The organism is Rathayibacter sp. VKM Ac-2801 (assembly GCF_009834245.1).
Classification (GTDB): Bacteria; Actinomycetota; Actinomycetes; order Actinomycetales; family Microbacteriaceae; genus Rathayibacter.
The window spans coordinates 941373-954165 of the sequence record NZ_CP047183.1 but is presented as its reverse complement, the minus strand read 5'-3'; the positions used below and the strand labels follow the sequence as shown (position 1 = coordinate 954165).

The window sequence follows — 12793 nt, the reverse complement described above, 5'->3', positions numbered from 1 at the left end:
ACCCCGATGTTGACGTCAACTCCGGCCCGTGGAAGCCTGATGTTTGCGTGAACATACGCGACTTCCCCGTGCAAAGGAGCACAGCATGACGTCTCGACCACGAACGGCCGCCGCGGCGGTGGCGGCGCTGCTCGTCGCAGCACTCCTGGGAACAGGAGCGCAGTCGGCCTCGGCCGCCGTGGCCACGGATCCGAACGACGGAGTGCCGCGCACCTCGACGCCCGTGACCTACACCGACCACCCGGCGATCGCCGACCCCGGCGCCGGCGCGCCCGGGTACTTCCAGCCCTACTGGTACGACACCGACGGCCGCCACATCCAGGCGCACGGCGGCCAGATCGTCACCGTCGAGGAGGGCGGGCAGCAGGTCCAGTACTGGTACGGCGAGGACCGCACGAAGGGCTACTGGAACAGCCCCGGAGTCGCGGTCTACCGCTCCACCGACGGCCGCAACTGGGAGAACGAGGGCACCGCGCTCCGCAGCGTCTCGGGTCCGGCCGACCTCGAGGCCCCCTACTTCGACGCGCTCTACGACACGGTCGACGACTCCGGAGCCCCTCGCGCCGACCGCATCGCCGAGCTCGACTACCACCTCGACACGACGCAGGCCTCGCCCAACACCGCCATCTTCGAGCGCCCCAAAGTCCTCTTCAACGAGAAGACCGGCAAGTGGGTCATGTGGTGGCACTCCGACGGCCGGACCACCCCGGGCGGCAGCACCTACGCGCGCTCGATGGCGGGAGTCGCCGTCTCGGACAGCCCGACCGGGCCCTTCACGCTCCAGGGCGTCTACCGCCTCTACAATCGCACCGACTACAAGGCCTGCACCACCTCCGCCGTCCCCGGGCAGGCGCGGGACATGACCGTCTTCCAGGACGAGGACGGCACGGCGTACATCTCCTACTCCTCCGAGGAGAACTACTCGCTCTACGTGGCGAAGCTCGACGCCGAGTACACCAACGTCGAGCGGACCACCACGACCGACACCCTCGACGCGAACCAGTACTCGGCGGACGGGACGTACCCCTACGTCTTCGCCGACGGTACGGCCGGAGCACCGGTGCGCGGGACCGACTTCCAGATCGTCAAGGAGTGCGGACACCTCGAGGCGCCCGCGATCTTCGCCAACGGCGGAAAGTACTACACGATCGCCTCCGGGGCGACCGGCTGGGCGCCGAACCCGCAGACCTACTACACCGCCGACTCGATCCTCGGCGCGTGGACCCGCGGAGTCGAGAAGGGCGACGCGAACGAGAACGTCGCCTACAACGCGATCCCGGAGGGCGGCGACGGCCTGCTCTCGATCGGCGACTCCCGCAAGACCACCTTCGGCTCGCAGTCGACGAACGTCCTCACTCTCGCTCCCGGCAAGTACGTCTACATGGGCGACCGCTGGAACGAGGGGAAGTCGGACTCGACCTACGTCTGGCTCCCGATGACGGTCGGTGAGAACGGCCGCCTCGAGATGCGGAACCCGGCTCAGGAGGACCCGGCGCGCTGGGGCTCCGGGTGGAACCTCTCCTACTGGGACGACAAGGGGGTCGGCGAGGGCGTCTGGTCGGTCGTGGACGCCCGGCTGCCGAAGCAGGTCCGCCGCGGCGCCGACATCGCCGCCGCGCTGCCCTCGACGGTCTCGGTCTCGAGCAACGGCTCGACCCGCGACGTCGCCGTGACCTGGGCCGCCCCCGGTCCGGCGGAGCTCGGCACGGTGCAGGTGACGGGCACTCTCGCCGCCGACGCCGGATTCTCCTCCGGCCGCCGCTTCACCCGCACGATCGAGGTGGCGGAGCCGGGCATCGCGAACCTCGCTCCCGGAGCGTCCGTCGCGGTCTCGAGCCGCACCGACCTCGCCGGCAAGCTGATCGACGGCGACGTGAAGGGCAAGGGCTGGGACGACTGGTCCTCGGCCGGCTACCCGCGCGACAGCCGCCTCTCCTTCTCCTGGGGCTCGGCGCAGAACCTCGACTCGGTGACGGTCAGCACCTACAAGGACGGTGCGACCGCCACCTGGCCCTCGCGGATCGAGGTCGAGTACCAGGTGAACGGCGCGTGGACGACCTCCTCGGTCGCCACCGCGCTCAGTCAGGCCGAGACTGGATCCGCCCCGACGGCGATCCTCGACCTGTCCTCCCTGCCCGACACCACCGGCCTCCGCCTGCACCTCACCAGCGCGGCGAACACGTGGCAGTCGGTCTCGGAGGTGCAGATCTGGGGTACCGCGCCGCCGACGAACGTCTGCCGCGTCCCCGGAGCCGCGGTCTCGGCGTCGTTCAGCCAGACGAAGTACGCGACCCTCCCCGCGAAGAACGCCTGCGACGGCACCGTGAGCACCCCCTGGTCGACCTGGACCGACGGCACCTTCGCCGGCAGCGCCGAGTTCACGCTGACGAACACCGAGGCGCACCGCGTCGCGGGGCTCACCTTCACCAACACCGAGGGCACCCTGGCGTCGGTGAGCGTCGCCTACCGCGCTGAGGACGGCACCTGGAAGCCGACCACCGCGCAGAACGTCGCTCCGGCGGCGAACGGCGCGCTGACCACGATCCCGTTCGCGGCGGTCTCGGCCACCGGCCTGAAGCTGACCTTCTCCACGCCGGGCTCGTTCCTCAAGATCGGCGAGATCGTCGTCCCCGAGGCGGCCGCCCCGGTACTGACGGTGCCGGTGACCGTGACGTCGCGCTGCGTCGCAGGGAAGGCGGTGCTGACGGTCCTCGCCAAGAACGGCGGCACCGCTCCGATCGACGTCGCGATGACCTCGGCGTACGGCTCGAAGACGGTCACCGCGGTGGCCGCGGGCGCGAGCGGATCCGCGGCGTTCACCACCCGCCTGGCGAGCATGCCGGGCAGCCAGGTGACGGTGACCGCCACGGCCGGCTCCGACACCCTCGCGCAGACGGTGGCCTACCCGGCCCGGGTCTGCTGAGCGCGCGGCGGCCGGGCGACCGGTCCTGACGGAGGAGGGAGTGCCCGCGGGCGCTCCCTCCTCTGCGCGTGCGGACGGGCATCCGGTGGGGGAGTCGGACGCACGGTGCACGGCGAGCACTCCACGGCAGACCGTTCGACCTCCGGAGCTCAGGCGGCTCCGCGGCGCTCCACCCGGAAGCGGGGGTGCAGAGCCGTCCGAGCGCCTGGTAGGAATCACAGGCGGGCGCATCGCAGAGCCCGCAGAACTGGACCGTCCGTGACCCGCACCACCCGCGCTCTCGCCGCGTTCGTCCCGACGACGACCCTCGTGCTCTCCGTGGTGTTCGCCTCCGCCGCGCTCGCGCCCGAGGCGATGACCGCACCGGAAGCGGTGTCGACGCCGACCGCCGCTGCGCCCGCCGAGGACGCGGGGTCGACGGCGGACGCCTCCGTTCCCGGAGCGGGATCCGGCTCCTCTGACCGCCGCTCCTCGAGCCCCTCCTCCACGGGCCCCGTCGATCCCGCGGAGCCCGCGACCGGCTCCTCCCCCGCAGACCTGCTCTCCGCAGACCGCCCCGCCGCCGACTCCCCCTCCGCCGCCGCGCCCGACGCCGCCGATCCGTTGACCGGCGAGGACCCGGCCCGCACGCCGCCCCTGCTTCACGACCTGGACGGAGTGGACGTCGACGTCGACATCGCCCCTCCCGCGCAGCCCGGCTCCCTGTCGCTCTCCGTCGCCGCCGACGCCGTCGACCTCGTCGAGTCCGGGTCCTCCGCCGCCCAGCGCCGGTTCACCGGCGGGCTGCCCACGGTCACCGTCACCGACTCGCGCGCCGGCTCGCAGAACGACTGGTACGTCCTCGCCTCGGCGAGCGCCCTCACCAGCCCGAGCGCCTCGATCGGAGCCGACCACCTCGGCTGGACCCCGCGTTTGATCACCGGCACCGGCGCCGTCGCGGGCGAGACGGTCGCCTCGTCCCTCGAGGGCGGCACGGGCCTGAGCGACGCGCTGCTGCTCGGAGCCGCCGGCGGGGCCGGCACCTGGAGCGCCGACGCCGAGCTGCGGCTGCTGGCCGAGCCGGACGTCGAGGCCGGCTCCTACCGCTCGACGATCACGCTGTCGCTGTTCGCGTAAGCGCGGACGAGCACACCGTTCAGGGACGGCGCCCCGCGGTCACTCCTGAGCGACCGCCACCGCCACGACGAGCGCGGAGTGGACCGTCGGCTCCGAGACCGCGAAGTAGCGGCTCGAGCCCTCGATCCAGGCCTCGGTCGCGCCCTCCCTGGTGCGGAAGCGGACGGGCTCGTCGCTCGAGGTCCCGCGCCCGTCGGCCTTCGCGACCGCCTGCGAGCGGAGATCGGCGAGCACCTGCTCCGCCGTCGTCGCCCCGGAGGCCACGCGGTCGCGGACGCTGCGGGCGCGCACCGCGTCGATCCCGATGTCGCGTCCGGTCGCCAGCGCCGCGACCACCGCGCCGTCGCAGTGCGCGATGCTGATCCGCATCCGCTCCAGCGCCGGGTGCTCGCCGCGGAGCACCGGGCGGCCGTGCGGTCCGGAGCAGCGCTCGCAGCGCGCGTCCACCGCGACCTCGAGGGGATCGATCCCGAGCGTCTCGGCGGCCAGCTCGCGCACGAGGACCCTGCCGAGGAGGAAGCCGTCCCGGACCTCGCGCCGACTCGTCGCCTCGTAGCGCAGGCGCTCGGCGAGGGTGAGCAGGCGCAGCATCCGGTGGCGGGCGGAGTCGAGGACCTCGGGCCGCGCCCAGCGCAGCTGCACGTCGTCGGTGGCGAGGAGGGGGAGTCCGGTCATGCCCCGGACACTACGGACGCCAGGCGACATCGGCGTGACGGGAGGGTGGCCGGAGGGAGACGGGTCGCTGTTGACTGGGAGGCGTGCAGACCTTCCTCCCCTACCCCGACTTCCACCGCAGCGTGCTCGCCCTCGACAGCAAGCGGCTCGGCAAGCAGCGCGTCGAGACGCTGCAGGTCATGCGGGCGCTGATCGTCCCGGGGTACGGCTGGCAGAACCACCCCGTCACGAGGATGTGGCGGGGCTACCGGCCGGCCCTGATGACCTACCAGCGCGAGACCTGCGCGGAGTGGACGGCGCGCGGCTTCGCCGACACCTGCCTGGTGAAGACCGAGGAGGCCCTCGACGCCGTACCGGAGGATCTCGCCGCCTCCCTCACCGGTGACTACCCGCTCCCGCCGTGGTTCGGCGATGAGCGCCTGCACCTCTCGCACCGTTCCAGACTCGTCGCCAAGGACGAGGAGCACTACGGCCCGTTGTTCCCCGGCACGCCGCCGGGGCTCGACTACCTCTGGCCCGTCGGCGCGTGAGCTCAGGCCGCGGGCGGGCGGAGGAACGGGATCGCGATGCGCGGCCGGAACACCTCGCGCTGGTTCGCCTTCACCAGGCCGCAGATGATCAGGACGAAGTGCACCAGCCAGAGCACGCCGAACAGCGTGATCGGGACGCCGACCGGGTAGAAGCCCTTCGCGAGCGGTGTGTCGGAGGCGACGAACAGCAGCACGACGTGGGCGCCGAGCGTCACGACTCCGATCAGGATCACCGTCAGACCCCAGTTCGCCGCGTTCCGCGCGTTCTCGGCCGCGAGCCCGCCCTTCCTCCGGGCGGAGGGGTAGACGGAGGCCATCACGATGCCGCCCACGATCAGGCTGAGGAACGGGATCCCGATGAACGCGACGAAGCCGAGAGCGTACGAGAGGGCGCCGGTGGGCGGCGAGGGAACGGCCTGCGGGGGCGCGACCGGACCGGCCTCCGGAGTCGTCGCGTCGGTCGGTCGGGGGTCGGAGGAGGGGCTCGACATCCCGACAGCCTAGGGAACGGCGGGGCCCGGGCGGCGGTCAGGGTCTTTTCAGGCCTCTGGCCGGGCCTTCGTCTTCGGGGGCTCTCGGGTTAGTCTGTCGAGGTTGACCTGCCGCACGGAGCGTGCAGGGCGTCGACCGCGGTCGTCGCAGCATCCGGGGGGATTCGCGAAGGAGAAGGTTTGGCGTCCGACAGAAGGACCACCGGTGGCGTGGTCAAGGCGATCGTGGGCTTCCTGGGCATGAGCGTCGTGGCCGGAGTCCTCGTGACCGCCACCGTCACTCCCGCCGTGGCCCTCGCCGGCGTCGCCGCGAACCAGTCGATCGGCGTCTTCGACGGCCTGCCCGATTACCTCGAGGTCGACAAGCTCTCCGAGAAGAGCAACATCTACGCGACCGGCTCCGACGGATCCCCGCAGCTGCTCGCCTCCTTCTACGTCGAGAACCGCGTCGAGGTGCCGCTCGACCGCATCGCCCAGGCCGCCAAGGACGCCGCCGTCTCGGGTGAGGATCCCCGCTTCTACGACCACGGCGGAGTCGACCTCCCCGGCACCCTCCGCGCCGTCGCGCAGACCTACGTGCTCGGCAACGACGTGCAGGGCGGATCCTCGATCACCCAGCAGTACGTGAAGAACGTGCTCGTCGAGAAGGCCGTCCGCAACATCTCGGACGACGCCGAGCGCGCTGCCGCGATCGACGAGGCCACCCGCACCTCCCCCGAGCGCAAGCTCCGCGAGATGAAGCTCGCCATCGGCCTCGAGAAGCAGTACACGAAGGACCAGATCCTCCAGGGCTACCTCAACATCGCGTTCTTCGGCGGCACCACCTACGGCCTCGAGACCGCCGCCAACTACTACTACGCGACCTCGGCCGCGGACCTCTCGATCGCCCAGGCCGCGAGCCTCATCGCGATCGTCAACAATCCGGCCGTCCTGCGGATCGACCAGCCCGACAACCCGGACAACGGCGCCGCGAACGGCTACGCCCGCAACAAGGACCGCCGCGACTACATCATCGGCAAGATGCTCGAGGAGGGGAAGATCTCGCAGGAGGACCACGACGCCGCTGTCGCCACTCCGATCGAGCCCCGCATCACCCAGCCCAGCACCGGCTGCTCGACCGCGGGCAACGCCGGCTTCTTCTGCGACTACGTCACCAACGTCCTCAAGAACAACGAGATCTTCGGCGCCGACGAGGACACCCGCTGGACCAACTTCCGCCGCGGCGGCCTCGACGTCTACACGACGCTCGACGTCGGCCTGCAGAACGCGGCCGTCGCCGCCGTCGACGCGCAGGTCCCGCAGACCTGGAACTTCGACGTCGGAGCCGTCTCGGTCAGCGTCGAGGTCGGATCCGGGCGCGTGCTCGCGATGACCCAGAACAAGAAGTACTCGCAGGATCCGGACGTGCTCACGACCGACCCGTCCTACAGCGCCGTGAACTACAGCACCGATCAGGCGAACGGCGGATCCTCCGGGATCCAGCCGGGCTCGACCTACAAGCTCTTCACCCTGGTGGAGTGGCTGAAGGAGGGCCACAGCATCAACGAGTCGGTCGACGGGACGCGCAAGTCCACCTGGGGCACCTTCACGGACTCCTGCGTCGCCGGCGGAACCGACACGAGCAACGAGACGAGCGCGAAGAACGACGAGGGCGGCACCGGCGAGATCGGCACCCCGGTGTCGTTCACGAAGACCTCCCTCAACACCGGCTTCGTCGGCATGGCGCGCGAGCTCGACCTGTGCGGCATCCGCGACACCGCTGTCGACATGGGCGTGAAGCAGGGCAGCGGCGAGGAGCTCGAGCACAACCCGTCGTCGGTGCTCGGCACCAACTACGTCTCGCCCCTCTCGATGGCCGGCGCCTTCGCCACCATCGCCTCCGGCGGCACGACCTGCGACCCCGTCGCGATCGACCGCATCACCGACTCCGCCGGCGCCGACCAGCCGGTGCCCCCGGCGAACTGCCGCCAGTCGATCGACCGCAACGTCGCCGCCACCGCGGCCGTCGCGCTGCAGGCGACCTTCACCGGCGGAGGGACGGCCGTGGCCTCCCGCACCGGTGACGGCGTGCCGCTGATCGGCAAGACCGGCACCACCGACGACGCGAAGGCCACCTGGATGACCGGAGCGAGCACCCGCGTCGCGACCGCCGTCGGCGTGTTCAACGTGAAGGGCGACGCGAACCTGCGCCTCGGCCGCTACTCCTTCGACTCCGGATCCGCCGCCACCGCGCGCCACCGCATCTGGCCGGTCGTGATGCGCGCCGCCGACGCGACGTACGGCGGAACGGACTTCCCGGAGGCAGACGGCTCGCTGCAGGTCGTCCCGAAGGTGGACGTCCCCGATGTCGTCGGGCTCTCCTCCGCCGACGCGGAGGCCAAGCTCGAGGCGGCCGGCTTCGGCGTCGTGCAGGGCGGCACGGAGGCGAGCGACGCCGCGATCGGGACGGTCACCCGCGCCGACCCGTCGGGCTCGGCCCCGCGCGGCACCGCGATCACCGTGTTCATCAGCTCCGGCAACCAGAAGACCGTGCCGAACGTGACGGGCCAGGATCTGGAGGCCGCGAAGAACGCCTTCGGCGCCGCCGGCTTCACGAAGATCACGCTCGCCTGCGCGGAGGACCCGAAGGCGCCCGACGCCGGCCAGGTCACCGGGCAGGAGCCGGCCGGCGGCTCCCCCGTCGCTCCGGACGCCACGCTGAAGGTGACGATCACCGCGAAGAAGTGCCCCTGACCGGCGCCTGACGGCTCGCGAGAACGCGTCCGGCCCGCGAGGATCCTCGGATCCCGCGGGCCGGACGCGTTCCTGTCGGAGGACGGCGTCGGAGCGGGCTACTGCCCGCGTCCCCGGATCGCGCCGACGATCGCGACCGTCGCGAAGTAGACGATGAGGGCCAGCACGCCGAACGAGGCGAGCGCACTGCTGGCCTCGGCCCAGGGCCGCCGCTCGTCCGTCATGGTGCCGGGCATGACGATGTCGAGGGCGAACATGCCCACCGCCAGGGCGAAGCAGACCAGGCTCAGCACGAGCAGCGCCCGGACCGCCTTGCCCACGGGGTCGTAGTAGCGCGGGTTCGACATCGTGCCTCCGGTTCTCGTGCTCTCGTGTCTATCCCGCCCGGACCGCTGTGGCAAGCCGCGGGGACGCGGAGACCCCCGCCTCTCCCCCTCCACGGGTGCCGCTCGTGACGACGGCCGGTGCTGTCGTCACGAGCGATGTCTCGTGGGAGGAGGGACGGGGGTCGGAGCGGGACAGGCTACGCGGCCAGCGGCAGGGCGGCGGCCGAGGTCACCAGCAGCTCGCCGCCGACGGCGTCGACGCGGACAGCGCCTCCGTCGGAGACCTCGCCGCTGACGAACAGGTCGGCGATCCGGTCGTCGATGGAACGCTGCACGCGCCGGCGCAGGGGCCGGGCACCGTACTGCGGCTCATAGCCGTTCTCGGCGAGCCAGTCGACGGCCGCCTCCGTGACCTCGAGCGTCACCTCGCGGGGAGCGAGGCGGGACCGGGTGGTGTCGAGGACGATGCCGACGATCTCCCGCAGCTGCTCGCGCCCGAGGCGGCGGAACAGGACGATCTCGTCGATCCGGTTGAGGAACTCGGGTCGCATCGCCTCGCGGAGACGGCCCATGACGCGGTCGCGCAGGTCCTTCTCCGAGGCGAAGCCCTCGGCCGACGCGTCGCTCTGAGCGACGAAGCCGAGCGCACCCGACCGCGAGGCCAGGAACTCCGAGCCGAGGTTCGAGGTCATGATGATCACCGTGTTGCGGAAATCGACCGTCCGCCCCTGGCCGTCGGTCAGACGACCGTCGTCGAGCACCTGCAGCAGCAGGTTGAACACGTCGGGGTGGGCCTTCTCGATCTCGTCGAAGAGGACCACCGAGTACGGGTTCCGGCGCACGCGCTCGGTCAGCTGACCGGCCTCGTCATAGCCGACGTACCCGGGAGGGGCGCCGACCAGCCGCGAGACCGTGTGGCGCTCGCCGAACTCGCTCATGTCGAAGCGGATCACCGACTGCTCGTCGGCGAAGAGCGAGCCCGCGAGGGTGCGCGCCAGCTCCGTCTTGCCGACGCCGGTCGGACCGAGGAACAGGAACGAGCCGACGGGACGCGAGGAGTCGCCGAGGCCGGTGCGGCTGCGGCGGACGGCCCGGGCGACCGCGGTGACCGCGTCGTCCTGGCCGATGACCCGCTGGTGCAGTTCGGTCTCGAGGTGCGCGAGGCGCTCGCGCTCCCCTTCCGTGAGCCGCGACACCGGGATGCCCGTGGCGCGGGCGATGACGGCCGCGATCTCGGTCTCGCCGACGACAGCCTCCGCGGGGGCGGTGCCGGTGGCCGCGTCGAGCTCCGCCTGCACGGCGGTGATCTCGTCGCGGACGCGGGACGCCTCCTCGTAGTGCTCGGCCGAGACGGCCGCGTTCTTGTCGGCCTCCAGGGTCGCCAGACGCTCGAGCAGGGCACCGGTGTCGACGCCGGCTCCGAGGCGGAGTCGGAGGCGCGCGCCGGCCTGGTCGATCAGGTCGATCGCCTTGTCGGGGAGCACGCGGTCGGTGAGGTACCGGGCCGAGAGCTCGACCGAGGCGCGCAGAGCCTCGTCCGTGAAGCGCACGCGGTGGTGCTCCTCGTAGGCGGGGCGCAGGCCGTGCAGGATCGCGACCGCGTCCTCGATGCCGGGCTCGCCGACGCGGACCGGCTGGAAGCGGCGCTCCAGTGCCGGGTCCTTCTCGATGGTGCGGTACTCCTTCAGCGTGGTGGCGCCGACGAGGTGCAGCTCGCCCCGGGCCAGACGCGGCTTGAGGATGTTGCCCGCGTCCATGCCGCCCTCGCCGCCGCCGCCCGCACCGACGACGGTGTGGACCTCGTCGATGAAGACGATCAGCTCGCCGGCGTGCGCCGCGATCTCGTCCATGGTGCCCGTGAGGCGCTCCTCGAAGTCGCCGCGGTATCGGGTGCCGGCCAGCATGCCGGGGAGGTCGAGCGAGATCACGCGCTTGCCGCGCAGCTGCTCGGGGACCTCCTCCGCCACGATCGCGCGGGCCAGGCCCTCGACGATCGCGGTCTTGCCGACGCCGGCCTCGCCGACGAGCACCGGGTTGTTCTTGGTGCGGCGGCTGAGGATCTCGACGGTCTGCTCGATCTCGTCGGCGCGCCCGATGACCGGGTCGAGCCGGCCCTCGCGGGCGAGAGCGGTGAGGTCGGTGCCGAACTTGTCGAGCATCGGAGTGTCGGAGGCGGGCTGTCCCGCCTCCTGCTGCTGCGGGGCCTCGGTCTCGCGCATGCCCTGGGTGAGGGCCTCGGCGGTGACGCCGGCCCGGGCGAGCACCTGCCCGGCGGGGGCGTCCTGGCCGAGCACGAGCGCGAAGAAGAGGTGCTCGGGCTCGATGTAGGTCGAGCCGCTGGAGCGGGCGACCTGGTAGGCGTGGAACAGCGCGCGCTGCGCGCTGGGGGTGATGGTCGCCGCGTTCTGCGAGGCGTGGGCCTCGTCGGCCTGCGGGAGGCGCGCCTCCGCGGCGGTGGCGATGGCGGCGGGGTCGACGCCGATGCGGCGCACGGCCTGCGAGACGGTCTCGTCGTCGATGAGCACGCGGAGCACGTGCAGGGCGTCGAGCTCGGTCTGGCCGCGCTCGAGGGCGAAGCGTCCTGCGGACTGCAGGATGTCGCGGGTACGGGCGGTGAGGAATCGGCTGAGGTCGATCGACCGCGCCGCGCGGGCGCGCTCACCATCGAGGTAGCGGGCGAGGAAGTCGTCGAACGAGCTCGCTCCGGCCTCGCTGTAGTTGTCGGGCACCTGTCCTCCTGAGGAAGTTGAGTCGGTTACGCTCAAGTTCAACGCAGGGGTGACGTCCCTATTCCCGCCCCTCCCCCGCGAGATGCCACCTGTGACGCTCCAGGACGGCGTGTCGCCCTCACTGGTGGCATCTCGCGGGGCGCACGAGAAGGAGGCACGCGCCCTCGCGGGTGCGTGCCTCCTCTGCGCCGACGCGCATTTCTCCGGGGTGGGAGCTCTAGGGGACGAGGTAGCCCGCTGCGCGGAACAGCTCGTACCACTCCGGCCGCGTGAGCGGCAGATCGGAGCCGAGGGCCGCATCGCGCACGCGCTGCTCGTTGGTCGTGCCGAGCACGACCTGCATGCCCGCCGGGTGGCGGGTGATCCAGGCGGTGGCCACGGCGATCGCCGGGACCTCGTACTCTGCTGCGAGCCGGTCGATCACGGCGTTCAGCTCGGGGTAGGCCGAATTGTCGAGGAAGACGCCGGTGAAGAACCCCGCCTGGAAGGGCGACCAGGCCTGGACGGTGATGTCGTTCAGGCGGCAGTAGTCGAGGATGCCGGCGTCGCGCATGACGGACTGGTCCTCGCCGACCATGTTGGAGGCGACACCCTGCGCGATCAGCGGCGCGTGGGTGATCGAGAGCTGCAGCTGGTTCGCCACGATCGGCTGGTTCAGCGACTTCTTCAGCAGCTCGATCTGGTACGGCGTCTGGTTCGAGACGCCGAAGTGCTTCACCTTGCCGGACGCGTGCAGCTCGTCGAACGCGCGCGCCACCTCGTCGGGCTCGACGAGCGCGTCGGGCCGGTGCAGGAGCAGGACGTCGATGTAGTCGGTGCGCAGGGCCTTCAGCGAGCCCTCGACCGAGGCCATCAGGTGCTCGTAGGAGAAGTCGAAGTACGGGCCGTCGCCGACGATGCCCGCCTTGGTCTGCAGCACGATCTGCTCGCGCTCGGAGGAGGTCAGCGCCATCGCCTCGGCGAAGCGCTCCTCGCACTGGTGCAGCTTCTTGCCGTAGACGTCGGCGTGATCGAAGAAGTCGATGCCGGAGTCGCGGGCGGCGCCGACGAGACCGCGGATGGCCTCGTCGGTCATGTCGGGGATGCGCATGAGGCCGAGGACGACGTTCGGGGAGTCGACACCGGAGGTGCCGAGGGGGACGTGCTTCACAGAGTGCTCCTTCGTTGGATGCCTCGTCCACGGTAGGCCGCGCGCCTGGGCGTCGTCCAACAGGGGGTGCTGGTCCGATTCATCCGGCGGAGTGGTCAATGGGCGGAGGGTGTTCAGGAT

At 71.5% G+C, this 12793-nt stretch carries 9 protein-coding genes; 4 read left to right on the top strand and 5 right to left on the bottom strand.

Features of this window, described 5'->3' with window-relative positions; genetic code table 11:
- Window positions 1-85: 85 nt before the first annotated feature.
- Together GSU45_RS04350 and GSU45_RS04345 are read left to right on the top strand one after the other, a co-directional pair.
- Window positions 86-2923 (top strand): family 43 glycosylhydrolase, encoded by a 2838-nt coding sequence (locus GSU45_RS04350; protein WP_159913004.1) that lies wholly within the window; start codon window positions 86-88, stop codon window positions 2921-2923.
- A gap of 258 nt (window positions 2924-3181) precedes the next feature.
- Complete coding sequence (locus GSU45_RS04345) at window positions 3182-4039, top strand: hypothetical protein (RefSeq protein WP_159913002.1); 858 nt, start codon at window positions 3182-3184, stop codon at window positions 4037-4039.
- 39 nt (window positions 4040-4078) lie between these two features.
- On the opposite strand, the gene GSU45_RS04340 is transcribed toward GSU45_RS04345, so the two are convergent.
- A complete protein-coding gene (locus GSU45_RS04340; protein ID WP_104309716.1) occupies window positions 4079-4714 on the bottom strand; it encodes a 4-phosphopantetheinyl transferase in 636 nt (211 codons plus the stop codon).
- 83 nt (window positions 4715-4797) lie between these two features.
- Between GSU45_RS04340 and GSU45_RS04335 the strand changes: the two genes are divergently transcribed.
- Window positions 4798-5244, top strand: a complete 447-nt coding sequence (locus GSU45_RS04335) for an MSMEG_6728 family protein (RefSeq protein WP_159913000.1) — start codon at window positions 4798-4800, stop codon at window positions 5242-5244.
- A 2-nt stretch (window positions 5245-5246) separates the two neighbouring features.
- Here the strand turns inward: GSU45_RS04335 and GSU45_RS04330 are convergent, their stop codons facing one another.
- Complete coding sequence (locus tag GSU45_RS04330) at window positions 5247-5735, bottom strand: DUF4870 domain-containing protein (RefSeq protein ID WP_159912998.1); 489 nt, start codon at window positions 5733-5735, stop codon at window positions 5247-5249.
- Between the two features lie 180 nt (window positions 5736-5915).
- On the opposite strand from GSU45_RS04330, the gene GSU45_RS04325 reads away from it, so the two are divergent.
- Window positions 5916-8468, top strand: a complete 2553-nt coding sequence (locus GSU45_RS04325) for a transglycosylase domain-containing protein (RefSeq protein ID WP_244248212.1) — start codon at window positions 5916-5918, stop codon at window positions 8466-8468.
- Between the two features lie 98 nt (window positions 8469-8566).
- Here GSU45_RS04325 and GSU45_RS04320 read toward each other — a convergent pair whose 3' ends face one another.
- The 3 genes from GSU45_RS04320 to GSU45_RS04310 form a co-directional block, all read right to left on the bottom strand.
- Window positions 8567-8815 (bottom strand): hypothetical protein, encoded by a 249-nt coding sequence (locus tag GSU45_RS04320; protein ID WP_159912996.1) that lies wholly within the window; start codon window positions 8813-8815, stop codon window positions 8567-8569.
- Window positions 8816-8991: 176 nt separating this feature from the next.
- On the bottom strand, window positions 8992-11523 hold the full coding sequence (locus GSU45_RS04315) for an ATP-dependent Clp protease ATP-binding subunit (RefSeq protein WP_159912994.1): 2532 nt from the start codon (window positions 11521-11523) through the stop codon (window positions 8992-8994).
- 217 nt (window positions 11524-11740) lie between these two features.
- Window positions 11741-12673, bottom strand: a complete 933-nt coding sequence (locus GSU45_RS04310) for an aldo/keto reductase (RefSeq protein WP_279631108.1) — start codon at window positions 12671-12673, stop codon at window positions 11741-11743.
- Between the last annotated feature and the right edge of the window lie 120 nt (window positions 12674-12793).

Excerpts from the sequence above, each read along its gene's own strand:
- GSU45_RS04350 (WP_159913004.1), top strand. The coding sequence starts at position 86 with ATGACGTCTCGACCACGAACGGCCGCCGCGGCGGTGGCGGCGCTGCTC.
- GSU45_RS04340 (WP_104309716.1), bottom strand. The coding sequence starts at position 4,714 with ATGACCGGACTCCCCCTCCTCGCCACCGACGACGTGCAGCTGCGCTGG.
- GSU45_RS04330 (WP_159912998.1), bottom strand. The coding sequence starts at position 5,735 with ATGTCGAGCCCCTCCTCCGACCCCCGACCGACCGACGCGACGACTCCG.
- GSU45_RS04320 (WP_159912996.1), bottom strand. The coding sequence starts at position 8,815 with ATGTCGAACCCGCGCTACTACGACCCCGTGGGCAAGGCGGTCCGGGCG.